We start from the raw sequence: 20,989 nt of genomic DNA on the forward strand, positions 1-20,989 counted from the left end.
CGACCATGCTACGGGTAAAAACGTCTGTCGAGCTAAAAAACAAACTTTCCAATACTCTTCGTAACTGGCTGCCGATTCTCCAATCGAGCCTGAGCGATTTGGGTGAAGCGATGGCACCGTTTATCGAAAGCAATCCCCTCATTGATATCAAATCAGGGTATGAAGAATCTTTCGAGTCGAGAATTCCGAAAAAAATCCAATACGGCTATGTCCAAAATTCTCACAGCGAAGCGATTGAAGCCCTTACCGTTCAGCAAAAAGGATTGTTTGAGGTACTCGAAGAGCAGATAGACAGCTCATTGTTTCCAACCCCTATATCGCGCAGCGTCGCGACCCATATTATCGAAAATCTTGATGAGGGCGGTTATTATGAGGGTGAATGCGAAGCCTTCTGTACCTCCCATGGGATTGATCTGGAACAATTTGAAAAAATTCGTTTACGATTTATCCATGTTGAACCGATCGGTATCGGCGCGCGAAATGTCAGCGAATCTTTTTTATTCCAGCTTGAATCGGCGGAGATCAGTGATGCGGGGTATACTCTCGCATGCGAGATGATTACCCATCTTGATGAACTGGGACGTTATCGAAAAGAGAGTGTTTTTGAGGAAGCAATGCGTGTCATCGGCAGCTTTAGAAATCCTCCGGCAATCGATTTTATGGAAGACTCACAGCAGGTGATACCGGATCTGATGATCCATAATGATTCCGAGACGGGGATTGAAGTAAAGCTAAATGATCGGTATTATCCCTCAATTACAATCGATGCCGAATATGGTGTTGACCATCCGTTTGTCCGTGATAAACTCAAAGAGGCCAAAAGTTTGGTGGATGCGTTGGAAATGCGAAAAGCGACGTTATACAAAGTAGGGCTGATGATTGTAGAGTATCAGTACGATTTCTTTACCGGCGGTGCGATTAAACCGCTCACCCTTAAAACATTGGCCGATGAATTCGGACATAATCCTTCGACCATTTCACGTGCTATCGCCAACAAATATATTGCCTGTGATCGGGGTATCTACCCGATGAAAGATTTCTTCACGACCGCAATCGATGAGGATGTCTCCAATGCCGCGATCAAGGAGTATGTGAGCGAGTTGGTGAAAAACGAGTCACATAAAAAGCCGTTGAGTGATATGAAGCTCCTCGAGTTGATCCAAGATAAATTTAAAATTACCATGGTACGCCGTACGATTGCCAAATATCGCAAACAGCTCAATATCGCCGGATCGTCCGAACGCAAGCAGCTTTATCTCCTAGGGCGTTCTTGAAGGAGATTCAAGCCTATTTGGATGCAGCGGCAGAAGCGCGCGACCATAGGGACGAATTGTCTAGTGAACGCCCTGATCCGCTAATGATCGCCAGAGACTATATGGATGAACACCATGCCCTGACATGTGCATTGTTCGCTTACGGGAGTGCCAAATCCATAGTCGCTTTTTTATCTTCACTCAATTTGGGATCCGGTGCTGCGGATGAATCTTCTTTGCGTCATCGATTGGCAGGGAAATACTACCGATTTCAGAATACTGAGGACATCGTCCAATGGTTTCTTACTCTGGAGGGACTCAAAGCGTGTGGCGGAGCAGAAAAGCTCTTTAAAGAAGGGTATGTTTCCGATGGGATTACGGGAGGGATATCCTCTTTGATCTCTCAACTTTATGAGCTTAATCCCTATCGTTCACAAGGGTATGAATTTTTGATCGGCAAACCCATCGTCTCTATTGCGAAGAGTTCGGCAATGAAACGATGGATGATGTATTTGCGGTGGATGGTACGCAAAAGCGAACTTGATATGGGATTATGGAGCGGGGTGAGCACCAGTGATCTGATCATGCCGCTTGACACGCATACTTTTAATATCTCGCGCCGCTTAGGCCTTTTAAACCGCAAACAGTGTGATATGCGAGCTGCAATCGAGTTGACGGAAACCCTTAAAAAATTCGATCCGAAGGACCCTCTTAAATATGACTTTGCCCTTTATCGTATCGGGCAGGAGAAGCTGCTGCCTTTTTGAATAGACTGCGCTGATACTATGGATAGGATGAAAGATCTCCTCGGTACGGATAAATCCGGTAATCAAAAACAATAACATCCATCAACCTATCGGTCTCCTTTTATGGCCTATAATACAAATGTGGTACAATCACATCCTAAAATTAAACGACATAAGAAGTTTGCAGGTTAATGAAAAAAATTTTAATCGTCAGTGACGGCGCTATCGGACACCACTATATAGAGCGTGTTATCGGTACATATACCAGTGAAAATCTATATTATGTCGTCCAAACGCAGGAAAACGGTTTTCAAGGATACAATCCTGCGCGCTTCAAATTTTTTCAATTTGATCCAACCAGTTTTTATAAAATTTCCAATCTGCTGAAAATGGATTTTTGGCAGGTCATTTTGGTGATTGAAAATCAGAGTGATTTGGAACATACGATTAAAAATATACGTTCCTATAAGCCCGGCATTCGAATTATTGCACTTGATTTATGGAATGCTGAAAGCCCCTGTGATGATATCGAGTGGGTCAATATGCAAGAACTCATTGCCGCAAATTTAATTGACTACCTCCCCAATATCCCGGTTCTCGCCAAAAATATCGGTTTAGGTTCGGGTGAGATCATGGAAGTTCTGGTCCCCTTTGGAAGTTCTTTCGTCTATCGTCACATCGGTTCGATTGAGCAAAAAAACTGGAAAATTGCTGCTATCTACCGAAACAGGCAGCTGATCATCCCCAGCGACAATAAAATGATTCAGCCCAACGATACGCTGGTATTGGTCGGCGATCCGGCCGTATTACGCTCTATTTATCGGGCGATTAAACGAGAACTCGGCCAGTTTCCGGCTCCGTTCGGATCTAAAATTTACCTCTACATCGATATGCGCATTGAAAAAGCTTCTGCGATTATGGCATTGGTCAGACGCAGTGTCTACATACAAAAAAAGCTCCGTCAGCCTCTTATTATCAAAGTGATCAATCCCGGTGATATTGACGTACTTCGTATGATTAAAGCCTCAGCCCAAGAGGATACTGTTGTCGATATCTGTTATGATTCAAAACCGAATGAAGCGATGATTTTAGATGATATCAAAACGTTTCATATCGGCCTGTTTTTAGTCTCTCACACTATTTTTTCGATTTCTTCTATTCGCAAAAAGCTTTACGCCGGAAATGTCCCTGTGTTAAAGCTGGCCGATCGTTCATTCGCTTCATTACGCGAAAGTGTAGTGATTTTGAGCGAAGAGGGGCATATCGAGAACATCTCAACTACGATTTTTGACGTCTCCTCCCAGTTCGGTTTTAATTTGGAATTGATTGATTATGTCAACGAAGAGGGATCACACAAACACGAAGTGATTGACCATTTTAATAACTTAGCTGCTATTTTTTCCAAATCGATCCATGTTTCTGAGGAAGAAGAAAATCCTATACGTGTGTTACGCGAAAGGGAAAATTTTCTTCATGTTTTGCCGTTTACATCCAAGATGTTTATGAACCCCTTCAATGTCTATATTTCCACCGATCCTGAAGTCCTCTACCGCAAGTTAGACCGTTATCACCAGCTTTTTATCCCTACGCAAATTTAACCCTCGTCAAGAGGGTTTAAGTCATATTTCTGTAATATATATCTCATTACGCAACAACTTAATCCATCAGGTTTTTTTATGACGATTTCTATCAATCTTAAACGTGTTATCGATGATTCTTATCCTATCCATATCGGCTCTTTGCCGGAGATAAACTTCGATGGAAAGGTCGCTGTTCTAACCAACCCGAAAGTTTCAGGCCTCCATTTGCAAACACTTCTTTCCCGTCTAAAAGCAAAAGAAGTTTATATTATCACTATCCCTGACGGCGAGCAGTATAAAACATTTCAAAATATCGAATTTGTGCTGGAGAGGATGTTTGATCACCGCTTGAACCGCAAATCACTTTTAATCGCATTCGGCGGCGGAGTAATCGGCGACATGGGCGGTTTCACGGCAAGCCTTTATAACCGCGGGATCGATTTTATCCAGATTCCGACCACACTTCTTTCTCAGGTAGATGCAAGTGTCGGAGGAAAAACGGGGATCAACAACCGATACGGAAAAAACCTGATCGGTGCATTTCATCAGCCTCGTGCCGTCTACATCGATCCGAGTTTTTTGCAAACACTCCCTTCCCGTGAATTTGGAGCAGGTGTAGCGGAGATCGTTAAGATGGCGGTGACCTTCAATGCACCGTTTTTTGAGTGGTTGGAGAATAATGACCTGCGCGAGGGTGATAATCTTCAGCATGCCATTGCAAAAGCCGTCGAGACAAAAGCACGTGTCGTTGAAGAAGACGAAAAAGAGCAGGGACTTCGTGCCGCTTTAAACTATGGGCATACGTTTGGGCATGTGATTGAAAATGAAACGGCGTACACTGCGTATCTGCACGGTGAAAGTGTCGCGATCGGTATGGTGATGGCGAATGATTTGGCCTGTGGAGCAGGACTGATGAGTGTTGATGAGGCAGAGCGTGTCAAGGCGCTTTTGGGCCGTTATGATCTTCCTCTTAGTTATCCGATCCGTGATGTGGAGCGATTCTATCAAGCATTTTTTCTGGATAAAAAAAGTGCCGACAGTGCGATTACCTTTATTCTCCCCCGTGGAATCGGAGGCGTTGAGATTACCGATGCCATTGAACCCGCGCTCGTGAAAAAGACATTATCAAAATTTCAGGGGATTATGGCGTGAAACACTACCGGTTTTTACTAGCAATCTTTCTGTTGACGGGTTTAGCCCTCAGTGGTGCCGTCAAAGAAGAAAAGGCTCCTCAGGAACAAACAGTAACGATCCCCAAAGAGGTTGAAATCCAAAATGTCCAGGAAGAGCTCTCCAAAATACAGAAAGAGCTTGCCCGGGGCAACAGCATTTGGCTCAAAAGCTATAACTCGTATATGGCCTATCAGGAATCCCGAAAAAGCCTCAGAGAGGTTCAATATCGAATCAATCAGTTGCAGGGATGGACTCCAAACGTAGAACGTAAACTCGAAATCGAAGCATTGCAGGCCAAGCACAAAGTTTTGACCGATCAGATTGAACTGCTCAAAGCGCAGGGGACATCCCCGTTTGTATCCTTGCTGAAGCCTGATGAAGCGGGTGAACTTCCGACGATCACCAATCCTTTTGAGATCGTGACCGGACTCTCTTATGTGAAACGGATTAACAGTCAGTACAAAGACTATGTACTGCGCGAAGAGGAACTCCAGGAAATCATTTCCCTATTGGAACGTCAAGTCGGCCTTTATAAAGACATGATGCGCCTGAACCCAAAAGGGGATTATGAGGTAGAACTGGATGCCACGCTGCTGCAGGTTGAAAAGTTTAAGTTGGCCCTTGAAACGTTGATTTCAACGGCAAGCCTATATGAAAAACGGATTGAGTCGACGGAAGCAAAAATCAACAAAGAGATCAAAGATCAACTGTATAAATTGTTAAATATCGGTGTCGTAATTTTGGTTCTTTTCGGATTCTCACTCCTTTTGAAACGGATAGCCAAACGGTATATCACCGACAATGAGCGATTTTACACCGCCAATAAGATCGTTACGTTTATCAATGTAACTCTTATCATCTTGATTGTCTTGTTCAGCTACATCGACAATGTCGGCTACCTTGCAACGGTCTTGGGATTCGCATCAGCGGGTCTTGCCATTGCGATGCGCGACTGGTTCATGAGTGCATTGGGATGGCTGGTCATTATTGTCGGAGGCGCTATTCATGTCGGAGACCGCATCCGGGTTGAAAAAGACGGGATGATTTATCTGGGGGACGTATTGGATATTTCATTGCAGCGAATTACCCTGTTGGAAGACGTGACGTTGACGACGGTAATGCATAACCGCCGGGGAGGACGGATTATATTTGTCCCGAACAATTATATCTTCACCTCGTTGATCGCAAACTATACCCACGGAGCGCTCAAAACGGTTTGGGACGGGATCGATATCATTATCACTTTTGACTCCAACCACAAAAAAGCGGCGCACCTCGCAAAAGAGATCTGCCGTAAATATGCCAAAGGCTATACCGATATCACCCGCAAACAGCTTAATAAACTCCGCGACCGGTACAGTTTGAAAAATACGAATGTCGAACCCCGTATCTTTACCTTTATTGAGCCGAACGGGATGAAAGTGAGTGCATGGTATCTCACGAATGCCTATGCGACGCTGACGTTGCGCAGCACTATTTCTGCCGAAATCGTAGATGCTTTTAATGCTGAATCTGACATTACGATCGCTTATCCGACACAAACAATCTATACCGGACATATCCCGCCGCGATCAGAACCTCCGATGGAGAACGCATGAAGCCGAAAGTCTATTTCAAAACCTTCGGATGCCGAACCAATGTATTTGACTCACAGGTGATGATGAGTGCGCTCAAAGATTATGAGGTGACGGAAAATGAAGCCCAAGCCGATATTGTCATCGTCAATTCCTGCACGGTAACTAACGGTGCGGATGTCAGTGTCCGAGGCTATATCAATCAGATCGAGAAACAGGGAAAAAAGCTTTTTCTGACGGGATGCGGAGCCCATACCAAAGGGGAAAGCCTCTTTAGTACCGGAAAAGTACAGGGTGTATTCGGCCCATCTGAAAAAATGAAGATCAATACCCTTATCTCCCAGGAGAGCCGTTTTTATGAGATCGGTGATTTGAACTATATCGACGATGCGATCGTGGATGAGTTCGTCGGAAAATCGCGAGCCTTTATCAAGATTCAGGAAGGGTGCAATTTCCGCTGCAGTTACTGTATTATCCCTTTTGTACGCGGTGATGCGCGAAGTATGGACGAATCAAAAATACTGGAGCAGATTTCACGCCTGGCGAGTAACGGTTTCGGCGAATTCGTCCTGACCGGAACCAATGTCGGCAGCTACGGACAGGGGGAAGGGCGCAATATCGCAGACCTGATGAAAAAAATGTCGTTGATCCGTGGAGTCCGCCGTATCCGTGTCGGATCACTCGAACCGATACAAATCAATGAGTCGTTTCGGGAGATTTTGGATGAGCCTTGGCTTGAACGTCATCTGCACATCGCGATTCAACACAGCTCGGATGCGATGCTTCGACTGATGAACCGCCGCAACCGATTTGCCAATGATGTAGAATTGTTCGGTATACTGAATGCCAAAGGGTTTGCCCTCGGAACCGATTTTATTGTCGGCCACCCTGGAGAGAGCGAGTCGATTTGGGAAGAAGCGATGCGAAATATTCAAGAACTTCATCTTACCCATATCCATCCTTTTACGTACTCCAAGCGTGACGGAACGCCGAGTGCGACGATGAAACCTGAAGTTAACGGAACACTGTCCGCAAAAAGGATGAGTGAGCTCAACCTTCTTATTGAATCCAATAACCGTGCTTTTCGTGAAAAGATGCGTCCGATACCGTTGGACGTGTTGATCGAGTCTTGCGATGGAAACCGTAATGTCGGATATGATCAGTTTTACAATAAAGTAATAATCGAAAGCAGCGAAGATCTCAGCGGTGACTGGATCACGCTGGAACAGTATGAGGTACACGATGAATGTAACATGGCCAAATTTTAACCGTAATCAGCTCATTCTTATTGTATCGGGCGGGATTATTCTGCTCTTGCTTTTGTTTGCACTGTTGCGTGACAGCGGTGAGACGGTTACTTTGAAAGAGGCGACCAGACTGATCGAAAATGACCAAATCGAGAAAGCATTTCGGGATAACGGGTTTACCTATTTATCGACAAAAGAAAATGGTATCGTCAAAATCTCTTCCTCGCAGTTGCCTCCTGAACTTACGGCTGATCTTGTGATTGAGCCCAAAGGGGGAAATGGTTGGGTATGGTTTTTCTTCTTTTTTGCCCTGATAGGCGGAGCCGGGTTCTGGGCATGGAAAAGCCGTCTCGGGTTTGAAGACGATATTCCGCCGGAAGTTCCGGTTGTTAAAGCCTCAGCTGAGCCTGAAGCTCCCTCATCCAATGTTTCTGCGGTGAAATCAACGGTTCGTTTTAGTGATATCGGCGGTATCGGTGACGTTAAAGAAGAGCTGGAAGAGATCATCGACTTTTTACGCAATCCCAAACGCTATTACAGTTTCGGTGCGCGAATGCCGCGGGGAGTTTTACTGGTAGGCCCTCCGGGCGTCGGGAAAACGATGATTGCCAAAGCCGTTGCTGCCGAAGCAGATGTTCCGTTTTTCTACCAAAGCGGAGCCTCCTTTGTTCAGATTTATGTCGGTATGGGGGCAAAACGGGTTTCCGAGCTGTTTTCAGCCGCCAAGAAAAATGCACCGGCCATTATTTTTATCGATGAGATCGATGCGGTCGGTAAAAAACGTGAGGGGGGACGAAACGACGAACGCGAAGGGACCCTCAATCAGCTCCTGACCGAGATGGACGGATTTGAAGAGACGAGCGGTATCGTTGTGATTGCCGCGACGAATAATATCGATGTCATGGATGCGGCACTGCTTCGTGCCGGACGGTTTGACCGCCGTATTTTCGTGGAACTCCCTACCGCAACCGAGCGTGAAGCGATCTTGCAAAAATATCTCCGTCATATCCCTCATGATCTCTCGATTGCCGAAATCGCCAAAATGACGGTCGGATTTAACGGTGCTTCACTTGCAGCACTGGTCAATGAAGCGGCACTGCTATGCATGCGTCAAAACGAGATACAAGTACGGGCTGAACACTTTTTGGCGGTTAAAGACAAAGTGATGTTCGGTAAAAAGAAAATAGCGATGCTCAGCGAAGAACAGCGCCGTTATCAGGTTCGCTACCAAGCCGGAAAAGTATTTGCCGCAACATGGTTTGACCTGCCGTATGAGAAGATTACGCTTACCAACGACGCGATTACCCCTCCGACGGCCGAGCCTCAGCTGCGCCATGAGATCGAAGCGCATATTCGCGTTCATTTGGCCGGAATAGCATCTTCGCATCTCCGTTTCGGTGAGCATGCGAGCAATGCTTCACACGACTTGGCCGTTGCCAAAAATTTAGTCCATGCCATGGTCTATGAATACGGTATGGGAAGCACGATCCAACCGACATCGGAAGATGAAGCGAAACTCACGGATCGTCTCTATTCGGAGATGAGCAGTCTCTTGGAACGTCATGAAAAGATTGTTACAAAGTTTGAAGCGATTCTAGATGAATATGAGCATATCTCCAAAGCCCTAGCCAAAGCAACGATGAATGAGATTCTATAGCGGCTTTGCCCTCTGTGGGGATCAGCATTTTTTTGATCTCTATTTAAAAGAGAGCGATTATACCGTTGCCGGATTTAGCTACGGTGCGATCAGGGCGGCACAATATGCCTCTGAAGCAGATGAGCGGATCGATACCCTGCAGCTTTTTTCCCCGGCTTTTTTCCAAACCAAAAAAGAGTCTTTCCGCCGTCTGCAGATGAGCGGATATTTCAAAGATACCGAGCGCTATCTTGAGGGATTTTTAACCCGCTGTTTTTCTCCCTTTCCTTTAGCCCCGATCTCATTGGGAAACAACAATGCCGAAGAGTTGCAGGAGTTGCTCTATTTTGAGTGGTCAGAAGCCTTGATGGAAACGATCCGAGCCAAAGGGATACGGATTGAAGTCTATTTGGGGCTTGAAGACCAAGTAATCGATGTTGAAGGTGCGCGAGAGTTTTTTCTCCCTTATGCTACCGTCACCTCGATCAAAAGAGCTAACCATTTTTTACAAGAATGAAAGCACATAGGTATGCTGGGCACTCTGCCGAAGACATTGTGCCCCTTGTGGGTAGAACTCAGCGTTAGCGTAGGTAATCGGGGCTTTGCTTCGATTGTATATTAAAATAAAAGGATTTTTTTTATGATTAAAATAGGTGTTATTACCGCATCAGACCGTGCGAGTGCAGGGATTTACGAAGATATATCCGGGGTAGCGATTCAGGATACGATGAAAGACTATTTGACCTCTGAACACGAAATTGTCTATCGCTGTATCCCTGACGTCCAATCGACTATCGAAGCGACGATGATCGAATTGTGCGACCGTGAGGGATGCTGTCTCGTCGTCACGACCGGTGGAACGGGCCCCGCATTGCGCGACGTTACCCCTGAAGCGACGGAAAACGTCTGCGAGAAGATGATGCCGGGATTCGGAGAATTGATGCGTCAGGTAAGCCTGCAATACGTCCCTACGGCGATTCTGTCTCGCCAAACAGCGGGGATTCGCGGTAAATCGCTGATTATCAATCTTCCGGGTAAACCGAAATCGATTCGCGAATGTCTGGATGCCGTATTCCCCGCCGTTCCGTATTGTATCGATTTGATCGAAGGGCCGTATTTGGAGTGCAATCCAGAGGTCATCAAGGCATTTAGACCTAAACAGTAATTAAAGGAGTTAGCGATGGATGTATTTATGCAAGAAGCGATTCGTGAAGCCGAAAAAGGGCTGGAAGAGGGGGGAATCCCTATCGGGGCGGTATTGGTTTATGACGGGCAGATTATCGGTCGAGGGCATAACCGCCGTATCCAAAACGGGAGTACCATTTTGCACGGTGAGATGGATGCTCTCGAAAATGCGGGACGTTTGAGCGCTTCTATCTATAAAAACTGTACCCTCTATACGACTCTCTCTCCGTGCCCAATGTGCTCAGGCGCTATTTCTCTTTATGGAATCCCGCGCGTCATCGTCGGTGAAAACGAAAATTTTGTCGGAGAAGAAGAATTGTTGCGATCACGCGGCGTCACTCTCGATGTCATTAATGACGAAAAATGTATCGAAATGATGAAAAAGTTTATCCGTGAAAATCCGATTCTCTGGAATGAAGATATAGGGGAATAAGGGGGACGGTACGATACGGCGTAAGCCGCATCCTTTTTACCAATCGCGTACGAGGTTATGACAGCGCATACAGGCGCGTTGAATATCAAGGTAGGCATTTTGGGCAGTTTCACGGCGCATATTATCCATACTCGATTTAATAATCTCGACATTATCGGAAATCAAATGGGCGGATGTTGTTGCAATACGTGCTTGATGAGCTTTCTCTTTTGGAAGCTTGTTCCGCATCATTTCTTCATTGCCAAAGAGCTTTTCACTCTCTATGCCAAGTACTTCAGCGGCTTGAAGTGCTTTTTTCTTATCCCCTTCAATAAAACCAGCCTGCATCGCTTTCATATACGTATTAAGCTTTAGCATATTATCTTTTAAATCATATGGACCTGTTGCTGCAGCTGTTGCCGCTGTGGAAAATGCTAAAACTGCGATGACACTTATTACAAATCTTTTACCCATGAAAACTCCTTATAATTAGCTTGTTTATACTATAGGTTAATATAGATTAAAAAAATATTAATTTATCTTATGGAGGTTACAGGGGATTTGTAGAATGTTTTTGGAGGAAATCCTCCAAAAAGAGCAAAAAAATTAAACGAAATCGACTTTGGTAACGTGGTGGTTGAGTCCAAGTTCCGCAGATGTACATCCCAGAGCAAGACCTACCATTTGTGGCATGTGCAAGACAGGAAGTTTTACGTCTCGTCCGAGGGCTTTGGAAGCGCTATGGTGCTGTACGTCGAGTTTGAGATGGCACAGAGGACACGGTGTTACCATCCAGTCTGCATTGGCATCCATCGCACCCGCAATCGCATTACCGGTCAAGATAGCGGCTGTACGAGGTGATTGAAGCTCCGCATGGAAACCGCAGCATTTATTTTTCTCTGCGTAATCGACATTCACGCCGCCGCATGCGATGATAAGATCATCAAGTGAGGTAGGATTGTACGGGTTTTCTCCGCCGTTACTGAGGTTTTGAAGCTCTGAAGGGCGGATATTGTGACATCCGTAGAATGGTGCAATGTTGAATTGGCTGAGAGGCACTTGTACCTGTTTAGCCAAATTTTCCAAACCGAAATCTTGGACAAGAGCGTAAAGGAAGTGCGTTACTTCCGATGTCCCTTTGTACTCCAAACCTACTTCGGCCAATTTTGCATTGACCTTTGCTTTAAGCTCAGGATTTGTATCCAGGCGATGTTTTGTCATTGCTGTATTGAGTTGGCATGTATTACAGATTGTCACCATGGTAAGCCCCAATTTCTCCGCATAACAGATGTTGCGGGCATTGAGTACCAAAGAGAGGAAATCGTCATAATCTTGAAGGTGTGATGCACCGCAGCACGTCGCTTCATCCAACAATATAAGTTCAATACCGAGTTTGTCGGCAACCGCTAAGGTTGATTTGAGAAGTTCTGGTGTACTTTCTCGAGCCGTACATCCTGTGTAGAGGGCGTATTTAAGTTTTTCCATGGCTTCCTCCTAAAATTTCACGGTAGATGAAGATTGGATCAATTTTTTCACTTCATCAAGATTTTTTGATTTCGGCATATTCCACGGCATAACGATTTTTCCGTTTCGGAACATCGCAATCGCTTCAGGGAGATGTTTCATTACACCGATGTTGCCTTCGGAATAACGGACGAGTTCTCCTTCATCAAGCAGACCGTGTTTTTGAATCGAATGGGCGAATCCGACAGCATGGCGCGTTGCAACATTGTTTTTCGCAATGTTTGCTTCGAAAATCATGTTATGAAGTTTCGTGATCTTTTCGATCGGATTGACGTCTTTAGGACAAACTTCCGCACACTCCATACATTTGACACAATCCCAAACACCTTGTGCTTCTTGGTTGACGGTATGCAAACGTTCAATCGATGCATCATCACGGACATCGGCAGAGAATCGGTATGCCGCTGCAAAGGCTGCAGGTCCGATAAACTCTTCATTGATCGCAAGTGCCGGACACGAGTAGTGGCAGGCCCCGCATTGGATACAGTAATCGGCTTCGAGAAGCTTTTCGGCATCATGCGGGCTTACGAGATGCTCTTGCGCCGGATGTTCTTCGATATCACTGACCAGGAATGGCTGGATGGCGGCATGTTTGTCCCAAAAATCTTTTTTATCAATGATAAGGTCTTTAACGACACGTTTGGTACTTAGCGGCTCAATCGTGAGTTCGCTTCCAAACACATTGATGAGATCAAAAAGACGTGATTTACACGCCAAAATCCCTTTGCCGTTCACTTTAATCGAACAAACACCGCAGATACCGTGACGGCAGCTGCGACGGTAGGATAGACTTCCGTCATGATCCCATTTGATTCGGTTGAGGATGTCGAGGACTACCTCTTCATGTGTTACATCTAAAACATAGGTATTATAGTAAGGAAGGTAATCGGTCTCTTCATTGAAACGGAAAACTTTAAACGTTACTTGTTGCGATTTTATCGTATCCATAGTCTCTTCCTTAATATGATCGTGCTTTGAGTTCATGGCGACCGAGGGTAACGTCCATGTAATCAAGTGTGATATTCCCGTTCTCATCCATGTAAGCCATAGTATGTTTCAAGAATTTTTCATCATCACGCGTCGGGAAATCTTCACGGAAGTGGGCACCGCGGCTCTCTTGACGATCCAATGCGCTGGCAACGATAAAGACGGAATAATCGAGCATGTGGCCGAATTCGATCGCCTCTTGGAGCTCGGTATTAAAGATTTTCGATTTATCGGCAATACGGATATGCTGATAACGGTTGCGCAAATCTTTTAAAATCTCCATTTGCGCTTTTAGCGTTTCGGCACTGCGGAAAACACCCGCATTATCGGTCATTGACTGTTGGAGCTCATTGCGCAGAACTGATACCGACTCTTGACCGTTGTTGTTCAGTACCCAGTTCATCTCTTCAATCATACGCGTCGCATCGGCTTCCGTTGCACGGTGCAATGAAAGAGTATCGATTTCATCGACCATTGTTTTACCGACAAAACGGCCGAACAGCAATGCCTCAAGGACGGAGTTCGCACCGAGACGGTTCGCACCGTGGACGGATGAACATGAACATTCGCCTGCTGCATAGAATCCTTCGACGAATTCGTTATTGTTTTTACGGACATGTCCGTGTTTGTCCATCGGGATACCGCCCATCGAATAGTGCGCGGTTGCAGAGATCAAGATCGGTTCTTTAATCATGTCAAGGCCGAGGAAAGTGATCGCGAGGTCGCGAAGTTCCGGCAGGCGTTCCATGATTTTTTCTTTGCCTAAGTGGACAAGATCGATGTAAACGGCATCTTTGCGAGGGCCGACACCGCGCCCTTCACGGATTTCTTGGATAATTGCGCGGGCAACAACGTCGCGAGATGCGAGTTCCATTGCATTCGGAGCGTATTTTTCCATAAAGCGCTCACCCAGTGAGTTAAGGAGTTTTCCCCCCTCACCGCGAGCCGCTTCGGAAATCAGAACACCGTTTCCGGAAAGTCCTGACGGATGGAATTGTACGAATTCCATATCTTCCAACGGAAGACCGTGACGTGCTACGAGTGAAAGACCGTCACCGGTATTTGCATGAGCATTTGAGTTGATTTTGAATGCACGGGCGTATCCGCCGGTCGCAAACATGACCGCTTTGGCATTGAAAATCGCTTTTTCACTGTTACGGATGTTATACGCGCTTACTCCGTATACTTTTCCTTCGTTATACAAAAGATCAGCCACATACCACTCATCCCAGAACTCTACTCCCTCACGGAATGCTTGTTCATAAATAGTCTGAAGCAGTGTCAGTCCGGTACGGTCTTTCGCGAAACAGGCACGCGGCGAAGATTGTCCGCCGAATGGCCGTTGGGCGATCGTTCCGTCTTCGTTACGGCTGAATGCCGCACCCATACGCTCAATCCAACGGATTGTTTCCGGTGCTTTTTCACACATGAACTGCACAACATCCTGGTCGGCAAGATAATCAGACCCTTTAACGGTATCAAATTCATGAAGCTCAACGCTGTCTGCATCACTGAATGCTGCATTGATCCCCCCTTGCGCTGCACCGGAGTGACTACGCAATGGATGTAACTTCGTGACAACGGCCACTTTTTTACCGGCTTTTTGCAACTCGCGAGCTGCCGCACATCCTGCTAAACCAGCTCCGACAATAACCGCATCATAAGTATAAATGGGAATACTCATACGCCTTCCTTGTTGATAAAATCTGTGGATGATTATAGCGCGCCACTCCTTGGGCAAGATTAAAAAGGTTTATAGGAGAGTCTGTAGATTGAAAGTAGCTATTGTTGTCCAAAATAGTAACAACTATAAGATTGTAACCAGGGAATATGAGTTGAAAAGTTACACTTTGAAGCAGGTTTAGCGTGTGCTAGCGAAGCGTTCACGCCTTTGGGCAACACGGTTTCCGCCGGTTTCTTTTGCTTTTTCAATCAATTCAATGGCTTCTTTGATCGCTTCATCGAGTGATTTAGCCGGCGGTTTAAGTAAAAAACCTCCGCTTAAGGTGATGTTGATCGATGCCTGTGCCGTATTGAAACTGGATTCTCCAACGGATGCAACAATTTGTTCAGCTTCTTGGATCGCGAGTTGTTTGCTGCTGCGGGACATTAGAAAAATAAAACGATCCTCATCAATATGGGCAGTAACATCTTGCGGTTGTTCATACATGGAGAGTATGCCGGCAATTTTTTTGAATAAATTTTCCATATCTTCATCGGAGAGGGTCTTGACAAGTGACGTATAGTTATCGATTTCAAACAAAGCAAGAAAGACGTTGTTCCCCCCTTTACCCGCTTTTTTGGCATTAAAACTGCTGATAAGCCCTTTTACATTGTTCAGACCGCTTAGGTTATGGATCAGACTTGGATTCTGTGAATGTTGAGACGACTTGCGTAACAACCTTTTGAGGATAAAATCAACTTCTTGGGTAGAGACAACTTTTGGGATCCCGTCAGTATCGATTGAACATGCTTTATGAAGATCACGGTAGATCGTATTAAGACGCTGGCGATAGAAAAGAAAGATAAACAAACCGGCAAAAAAGACCAAGATAGCCGTCATTTTGGCAGTGGCGATAGACTCGCTGATGATATGGATTTGGTAATCCATCATGCGGTCAATATCGGCCAAATAAGCACTGCGTGCGTTCATCATCAGGGTATGGGTGGAATTTTGGGAAATCGTGAGGGATTCTGACCAGATGAGTACATTATCCCGGAAGGCTTCAGAGGAAATTTTTAAAGAGCGTAAGAGGGAAGCCTGTTCTTCGTTTGAAGTTACGAAAGAGTCCAAAAGAGCTTCTTGTCCTGAGAGTTTAACGGACAATTCAATCTCAGAGAGAGCACCGTTGATGAGGATTGAGGCCATTTTGGGATCATTCAAATTCGTATTGATAATTTTATCGATCAACAGATGCTGATTTTTGAGGGCACCCAAACGTTCTGAGTACTGGGATACATGAAACAGTTGTGCGCAGAGTAAGGTTACACCGATTCCGAGAACCAGCAATCCGATTTTCAGATTCATAAAAACTTTTCGGATAGAAATATGCATAGTTATCCTTTTATACTAAAAGTTATATAAATTAATTAAACACATTCTATCACAAAATGATTAAAGCGACAGAAATTTAACACAACCATAATCTGTTTTCGTCTATAATAGTAATATACAACGGTTTTGGAATGGACAGAGGGCGTGAATACGGAAAACTATTTTATTTCTACTTTTCGTTCTGTCCGTACGCACATCGGAGATGATGGAGCGTGTATCGGCCGATGGGTTTACAGCAAAGATGTTTTTTTCGAAAATGTCCATTTTAAACGCTCATGGCTGAGCTCTTATCAAATCGGCTATAAAGCGATGATCGTGAACATCTCGGATGCGATTGCCATGAATGCGACTCCTAAATATGCGCTGCTCGGAGTCGCAATGCCGCGTTCGATGAGCCTTCATGAGATGGATGAACTTTCGTCCGGAATTCAGGCTGCCGCTGCGGAATACGGTATCGAGATTATCGGCGGGGATACGATCAGTAATTCCAAGCTTGATCTCTCTATTACCATTATTTCCGAAACGGCGGAACCATTGTTGCGCCGGGGATTAAAAGCCGGTGATATTATCGCGCATACGGGTACGATCGGAAAATCGGTGAGAGAGCTGCGCTATCTAATGAGCGGCGGGAAAGTACATTCCAAAAGCCGTTTTGTCGCTCCTGTTTTACGTCAATCTTTTGTGACCCGAACACGACGTTATTTACGTTGCGGGATGGATATATCGGACGGTCTTTTCAGTGATATAGAAAAGCTATGTCGGGCAAACCGGCTGGGTATACGATTTGATCGAAAAATAGCGAAGAAGATCGGATGCAGCGGCGAAGAGTATGAAATGCTGATCGCTTTTTCTCCGAACCGTCTGAAAACGATTCGCCGTATTGCCTCACGTACCCGAACAACAATTACCCCCGTTGCGTATGCTGTACGCGGAAACTATAGCAATCGCTGTAAGTCTCATCATTTTTAGGAGTTTCATGGAACGTCAATATTATCTTCCACACAGTCCAATCGAATTTCATTTTCGCCAATCCGCTCGTGATTTCGTCGTAGATGAAATTCCATTGTACCCGTTTAGCGGGGAGGGGGAACATCTGGTACTTCATGTGCGGAAAAAAAACCTCTCTACCTGGCAAATGATCGATATTTTCAGTAATCATTTGGGGATTAAAGCGCGCGATATCGGCTATGCCGGTTTAAAAGATAAAAATGCGCAAACGAAACAGTATATTTCACTGCCGAAAAAATATGAATCTGCATTGGAAAATTTTGAGCATGAAGGGATAAAAATCCTGGAGCGTGTCTACCATAATAATAAAATCCGTATGGGACACCTCAAAGGAAACCGTTTTTTTATCCGTCTTAAAAAAGTGACTCCCGTGGCAGCTACGAAAATCACGCAGGCTTTAAGGCTGATCAAAAAGCAGGGGATGCCGAACTATTTCGGATTCCAGCGATTTGGATTGGATGGAGAGAATTATAAAAAAGGGGAAGCGATTTTAGCCGGTACGTTAAAAGAACGGAATAAAAAATTGTCCCAGTTTTATATCAATTCGTATCAGAGTTACCTCTTTAACGGTTGGTTGAGCCGCCGTATCGAAATTTCCAAACTTGTGGAGGGGTTCAGTATCGATGAACTGAGTGCAGTTTTGCCGTTTCCCAAAGAAGAGCTTGAAGCGATGAAAGCGCAACAGCATCCTTTTAAACTGATACACGGCGATGTGATGATGCATTATCCTTACGGAAAACTGTTTCATTATGAGAGCAGTGATGAGATCGAGCGATTTTTTAAACATGATATTTCGGTCAGCGGACTGCTGAGCGGGAAACGTGCAACACGTGCTGTCGGATTGGCAGAGACAATCGAAAAAGAGTATGACACCATTACGGAGGGGATTGATGGCGCGCGCCGTTACGGCTGGATCTTCCCTGAAGAGATTGAGGGGGAATATAAAGAGAATGATGCCTGGTTTGAACTTCATTTTACCCTTCCAAAAGGGTGCTATGCCACCGTGCTGATTGAAGAGATCGCCAAACGCCCAATACAAACCGATGAAGAACAGGAGTAGCCTTTGAAACAACATTTCACCTCTGCATTATCCCAAACTTTTGGCCGTTTTGCTTCCAAAGAACATGGGAGATTTTTCCAAAATATTATTAATAAATCCTATGTCCGGATGATGGGATTGGATATGAGTGATTTTAATCCTCCCGAATCGTATCCGACACTCAATGCCCTTTTTACCCGAAAGTTTTCTCATAAGCGTTCGTTTTCTCTTGATCCTCAGGATATGATCAGCCCTTGTGATTCTTTGATTACCGAATGCGGAGAGATCGAAGATGATTTGGCACTGCAAATCAAAGGGATGAGTTACAGTATCGACGGAGTACTGGGCGATGGAATTTCGAGCGATTCGAAAAAAAGTGTCCATAACGGAACCTTTGTCAATTTTTATCTCTCTCCGCGTGATTATCACCGCTATCATGCTCCGATCGATATGCAGGTACTTCATGCAGTACATATTCCCGGCAAACTGTATCCCGTCAATATCCCTTCACTCAAAAAGCAGGTGAATCTTTTTATCGAAAACGAACGGGTTGTTTTGGAATGTTTAAGTGCTCAGGGCAAACGGTTTTTCCTGATTTTGGTCGGTGCGCTTAATGTCGGTGAGATGGAGGTGAGTTTTGAACCCCGTATCCGAACGAACAAGGACATTACCCCGAGCCAATACAGCTATAAAGATCTTTATTTGAGCAAAGGGGACGATTTCGGCTGTTTCCGGATGGGTTCTACGATCGTTATGCTTTGTGAGAATGGGATGATTGAATTAGGAATCTCTGCCGGACATAACGTCCGTTTTGCTCAGACGATCGCCCGTATTAATTAGAGCCGATCTCTAAACGGGTGTAGAGATGACCGCTCTCTTCATAAATCGTAATATTGCTTGACATGGGCGGATGGAGTTTTGACAAAGTTCCCTGAATCGAATGGAAAACATGGAAATGGACCGGAAGCATCGGTGCCGTGATAAATGAGATGTGTCCACGGTGTATGATGTTTGCCAGTGAAAAGACACCGCTGTAATAAACGGTTTTGTTAATAGCGCGGTTGATGCGGTATTGACGAAGCAGTTGAATGTTTTTGACATATATTTCACGCTCTTCCGGCAGAAGGAGGCGGTTGTTTTTCTCCCGCTCGACTTCATTATCTATTTCCGCTTCCGTCATTTTTTTTCGATCTTCGATTTCGTTTGGGAGCGAAGGATCATAGGTTTTAAAAAGATCCAGAATAACATCGGTATCGGTAATGGCCTTGGCTGGCGTATAAATGTAACGTTTATCGTTGATATAAGGGTGATCCAATGCTTTGATCAGCTCTGCAACAAAACTCATGTAGACAAATTTATCTTCTTTGTTGTGGTCAAACTCGATCCCCGTTTGGGAGATCATCGGTTTTGGACCGGCATAGTGAAGCGGCATGGATCGTTCCTTGGTTATACGTTGAATCTAAAGTGCATGATATCACCGTCTTGCACAATATACTCTTTTCCTTCTAAACGCATTTTACCGGCTTCTTTGGATTTTGCTTCTCCGCCGCACTCTACAAAGTCTTTGTAGGCGATTACTTCGGCGCGGATAAACCCTTTTTCAAAGTCGTTGTGGATGACGGCAGCCGCTTTGGGTGCGGTGGTGTTTTTGTGGATCGTCCACGCACGCACCTCTTTGACTCCGGCGGTGAAGTAGCTCATAAGTCCCAGTTTATCAAACCCTTTGCGGATGATTTGCTCCAATCCTGACTCTTCGACACCCATATCACGTAGGAACTCGTCGCGCTCGTCATCTTCCATACCGACCAATTCTTCTTCGATTTTGGCGCAGAGTTTGATGACTTCACAGCCGTGTTTCGCCGCGTGTTCACGAAGGCGCTGAACGTATTCATTGTCTTCCGTGAGGCCGTCTTCATCGACATTGGCACCGTACATGATCTCTTTGGCACTAAGGAGTCGAGTTTCACTCATCAGTTTTTCATACATTTCCGTATCGGCTTTCGGGAAGTTGAGGGCGAGGTTTCCTTCCGCTAAAAATTCGGATAATTCTTCGGCAAATACTAGCATTGCTGCCGCATCTTTCTCATTTTTCGCCTGTTTTTTAAGTCTCTCGATACGGTTGGTCAATACTTCGATATCGGCTAGAATAAGCTCGTTTTCGATGATTTCAACGTCGAGAAGGGGGTCGATACGTCCTTCGGTGTGGACGATGTTGTCATCTTCAAAACAACGGACGATTTGTAAGATTACTTCCGTTTCGCGGATATTGGAGAGAAATTTATTCCCCAATCCCTCTCCTTTGCTCGCCCCTTTGACAAGACCTGCAATATCGACGAAATCGAGCGTCGAATGTTGGATACGCTCAGGATTAACGATTTTAGCCAATGCATCCAAACGGATATCCGGAACGGGAACGGTTGCTTTGTTCGGTTCGATCGTACAGAACGGATAGTTGGCCGCTTCGGCATTTTGTGCTTTGGTAAGCGCGTTAAAAGTGGTCGATTTTCCGACGTTTGGTAATCCTACGAGTCCGATTGATAAGCCCATTGCGTGTTTCCTTGATTATTATA

General features: G+C 45.2%; 20 protein-coding genes. 13 read left to right on the top strand and 7 right to left on the bottom strand.

Annotation, left to right across the window (positions count from 1 at the left end; genetic code table 11):
- Window positions 1-5: 5 nt before the first annotated feature.
- The 10 genes from WAO38_RS03175 (at window position 6) to WAO38_RS03220 (ending at window position 10,827) form a co-directional block, all read left to right on the top strand.
- Window positions 6-1,274, top strand: coding sequence for an RNA polymerase factor sigma-54 (locus WAO38_RS03175; protein WP_422234281.1), 1,269 nt, complete (start codon window positions 6-8; stop codon window positions 1,272-1,274).
- Complete coding sequence (locus WAO38_RS03180; RefSeq protein WP_422234283.1) at window positions 1,271-2,020, top strand: TIGR02757 family protein; 750 nt, start codon at window positions 1,271-1,273, stop codon at window positions 2,018-2,020. The genes WAO38_RS03175 and WAO38_RS03180 overlap by 4 nt, the downstream gene beginning before the upstream one ends.
- Before the next feature lie 170 nt (window positions 2,021-2,190).
- The gene (locus WAO38_RS03185; protein WP_422234285.1) at window positions 2,191-3,597 is read left to right on the top strand and encodes a COG3400 family protein; all 1,407 of its coding nucleotides are present in this window, start codon (window positions 2,191-2,193) and stop codon (window positions 3,595-3,597) included.
- A gap of 78 nt (window positions 3,598-3,675) precedes the next feature.
- Window positions 3,676-4,731, top strand: coding sequence for a 3-dehydroquinate synthase (gene aroB, locus WAO38_RS03190; RefSeq protein ID WP_422234287.1), 1,056 nt, complete (start codon window positions 3,676-3,678; stop codon window positions 4,729-4,731).
- A gap of 32 nt (window positions 4,732-4,763) precedes the next feature.
- Window positions 4,764-6,350, top strand: coding sequence for a mechanosensitive ion channel domain-containing protein (locus tag WAO38_RS03195; protein WP_422234289.1), 1,587 nt, complete (start codon window positions 4,764-4,766; stop codon window positions 6,348-6,350).
- Window positions 6,347-7,594, top strand: a complete 1,248-nt coding sequence (mtaB, locus tag WAO38_RS03200; RefSeq protein WP_422234291.1) for a tRNA (N(6)-L-threonylcarbamoyladenosine(37)-C(2))-methylthiotransferase MtaB — start codon at window positions 6,347-6,349, stop codon at window positions 7,592-7,594. Before WAO38_RS03195 ends, mtaB begins: the two co-directional genes overlap by 4 nt.
- A complete protein-coding gene (locus WAO38_RS03205; protein WP_422234293.1) occupies window positions 7,569-9,230 on the top strand; it encodes an AAA family ATPase in 1,662 nt (553 codons plus the stop codon). Before mtaB ends, WAO38_RS03205 begins: the two co-directional genes overlap by 26 nt.
- Window positions 9,217-9,726, top strand: a complete 510-nt coding sequence (gene bioV / locus WAO38_RS03210; protein ID WP_422234295.1) for a pimelyl-ACP methyl ester esterase BioV — start codon at window positions 9,217-9,219, stop codon at window positions 9,724-9,726. Before WAO38_RS03205 ends, bioV begins: the two co-directional genes overlap by 14 nt.
- A 123-nt stretch (window positions 9,727-9,849) precedes the next feature.
- A complete protein-coding gene (gene mog, locus WAO38_RS03215; protein WP_422234297.1) occupies window positions 9,850-10,374 on the top strand; it encodes a molybdopterin adenylyltransferase in 525 nt (174 codons plus the stop codon).
- 15 nt (window positions 10,375-10,389) lie between these two features.
- Window positions 10,390-10,827, top strand: coding sequence for a nucleoside deaminase (locus WAO38_RS03220; protein WP_422234299.1), 438 nt, complete (start codon window positions 10,390-10,392; stop codon window positions 10,825-10,827).
- Between the two features lie 36 nt (window positions 10,828-10,863).
- Here WAO38_RS03220 and WAO38_RS03225 read toward each other — a convergent pair whose 3' ends face one another.
- The 5 genes from WAO38_RS03225 to WAO38_RS03245 all read right to left on the bottom strand — a co-directional run bounded on the left by WAO38_RS03225 (window position 10,864) and on the right by WAO38_RS03245 (window position 16,372).
- Window positions 10,864-11,280 (bottom strand): hypothetical protein, encoded by a 417-nt coding sequence (locus tag WAO38_RS03225; RefSeq protein ID WP_422234301.1) that lies wholly within the window; start codon window positions 11,278-11,280, stop codon window positions 10,864-10,866.
- Between the two features lie 132 nt (window positions 11,281-11,412).
- Entirely contained in the window at window positions 11,413-12,291 is an 879-nt protein-coding gene (locus tag WAO38_RS03230; RefSeq protein WP_422234303.1) for a CoB--CoM heterodisulfide reductase iron-sulfur subunit B family protein, read from the bottom strand.
- Window positions 12,292-12,300: 9 nt separating this feature from the next.
- Window positions 12,301-13,278, bottom strand: a complete 978-nt coding sequence (locus WAO38_RS03235; RefSeq protein WP_422234305.1) for a succinate dehydrogenase/fumarate reductase iron-sulfur subunit — start codon at window positions 13,276-13,278, stop codon at window positions 12,301-12,303.
- 10 nt (window positions 13,279-13,288) lie between these two features.
- Complete coding sequence (locus WAO38_RS03240) at window positions 13,289-15,001, bottom strand: FAD-dependent oxidoreductase (RefSeq protein WP_422234307.1); 1,713 nt, start codon at window positions 14,999-15,001, stop codon at window positions 13,289-13,291.
- Window positions 15,002-15,178: 177 nt separating this feature from the next.
- Window positions 15,179-16,372, bottom strand: a complete 1,194-nt coding sequence (locus WAO38_RS03245) for a diguanylate cyclase domain-containing protein (RefSeq protein ID WP_422234308.1) — start codon at window positions 16,370-16,372, stop codon at window positions 15,179-15,181.
- Between the two features lie 126 nt (window positions 16,373-16,498).
- Here WAO38_RS03245 and WAO38_RS03250 point away from each other — a divergent pair, with 126 nt between their 5' ends.
- Genes WAO38_RS03250 through WAO38_RS03260 form a run of 3 tightly spaced genes read left to right on the top strand, consistent with a single transcriptional unit; the run spans window position 16,499 to window position 19,259 of the window.
- Window positions 16,499-17,341, top strand: a complete 843-nt coding sequence (locus tag WAO38_RS03250) for a thiamine-phosphate kinase (protein WP_422234310.1) — start codon at window positions 16,499-16,501, stop codon at window positions 17,339-17,341.
- A 7-nt stretch (window positions 17,342-17,348) separates the two neighbouring features.
- Window positions 17,349-18,440, top strand: a complete 1,092-nt coding sequence (truD, locus tag WAO38_RS03255; RefSeq protein WP_422234312.1) for a tRNA pseudouridine(13) synthase TruD — start codon at window positions 17,349-17,351, stop codon at window positions 18,438-18,440.
- Window positions 18,441-18,443: 3 nt separating this feature from the next.
- The gene (locus WAO38_RS03260; RefSeq protein WP_422234314.1) at window positions 18,444-19,259 is read left to right on the top strand and encodes a phosphatidylserine decarboxylase; all 816 of its coding nucleotides are present in this window, start codon (window positions 18,444-18,446) and stop codon (window positions 19,257-19,259) included.
- On the opposite strand, the gene WAO38_RS03265 is transcribed toward WAO38_RS03260, so the two are convergent.
- Entirely contained in the window at window positions 19,252-19,851 is a 600-nt protein-coding gene (locus WAO38_RS03265; protein ID WP_422234316.1) for a hypothetical protein, read from the bottom strand. The two genes, WAO38_RS03260 and WAO38_RS03265, sit on opposite strands and share 8 nt — an antisense overlap.
- Window positions 19,852-19,865: 14 nt before the next feature.
- Window positions 19,866-20,966, bottom strand: a complete 1,101-nt coding sequence (gene ychF, locus WAO38_RS03270; RefSeq protein ID WP_422234318.1) for a redox-regulated ATPase YchF — start codon at window positions 20,964-20,966, stop codon at window positions 19,866-19,868.
- Window positions 20,967-20,989: the final 23 nt, after the last annotated feature.

The organism is Sulfuricurvum sp., from assembly GCF_049277495.1.
GTDB lineage: Bacteria > Campylobacterota > Campylobacteria > Campylobacterales > Sulfurimonadaceae > Sulfuricurvum.

Excerpts from the sequence above, each read along its gene's own strand:
- WAO38_RS03175 (WP_422234281.1), top strand. The coding sequence starts at position 6 with ATGCTACGGGTAAAAACGTCTGTCGAGCTAAAAAACAAACTTTCCAAT.
- WAO38_RS03185 (WP_422234285.1), top strand. The coding sequence starts at position 2,191 with ATGAAAAAAATTTTAATCGTCAGTGACGGCGCTATCGGACACCACTAT.
- aroB (WP_422234287.1), top strand. The coding sequence starts at position 3,676 with ATGACGATTTCTATCAATCTTAAACGTGTTATCGATGATTCTTATCCT.
- mtaB (WP_422234291.1), top strand. The coding sequence starts at position 6,347 with ATGAAGCCGAAAGTCTATTTCAAAACCTTCGGATGCCGAACCAATGTA.
- WAO38_RS03205 (WP_422234293.1), top strand. The coding sequence starts at position 7,569 with ATGAATGTAACATGGCCAAATTTTAACCGTAATCAGCTCATTCTTATT.
- bioV (WP_422234295.1), top strand. The coding sequence starts at position 9,217 with ATGAGATTCTATAGCGGCTTTGCCCTCTGTGGGGATCAGCATTTTTTT.
- mog (WP_422234297.1), top strand. The coding sequence starts at position 9,850 with ATGATTAAAATAGGTGTTATTACCGCATCAGACCGTGCGAGTGCAGGG.
- WAO38_RS03220 (WP_422234299.1), top strand. The coding sequence starts at position 10,390 with ATGGATGTATTTATGCAAGAAGCGATTCGTGAAGCCGAAAAAGGGCTG.
- WAO38_RS03225 (WP_422234301.1), bottom strand. The coding sequence starts at position 11,280 with ATGGGTAAAAGATTTGTAATAAGTGTCATCGCAGTTTTAGCATTTTCC.
- WAO38_RS03230 (WP_422234303.1), bottom strand. The coding sequence starts at position 12,291 with ATGGAAAAACTTAAATACGCCCTCTACACAGGATGTACGGCTCGAGAA.
- WAO38_RS03235 (WP_422234305.1), bottom strand. The coding sequence starts at position 13,278 with ATGGATACGATAAAATCGCAACAAGTAACGTTTAAAGTTTTCCGTTTC.
- WAO38_RS03240 (WP_422234307.1), bottom strand. The coding sequence starts at position 15,001 with ATGAGTATTCCCATTTATACTTATGATGCGGTTATTGTCGGAGCTGGT.
- WAO38_RS03245 (WP_422234308.1), bottom strand. The coding sequence starts at position 16,372 with ATGCATATTTCTATCCGAAAAGTTTTTATGAATCTGAAAATCGGATTG.
- truD (WP_422234312.1), top strand. The coding sequence starts at position 17,349 with ATGGAACGTCAATATTATCTTCCACACAGTCCAATCGAATTTCATTTT.
- WAO38_RS03265 (WP_422234316.1), bottom strand. The coding sequence starts at position 19,851 with ATGCCGCTTCACTATGCCGGTCCAAAACCGATGATCTCCCAAACGGGG.
- ychF (WP_422234318.1), bottom strand. The coding sequence starts at position 20,966 with ATGGGCTTATCAATCGGACTCGTAGGATTACCAAACGTCGGAAAATCG.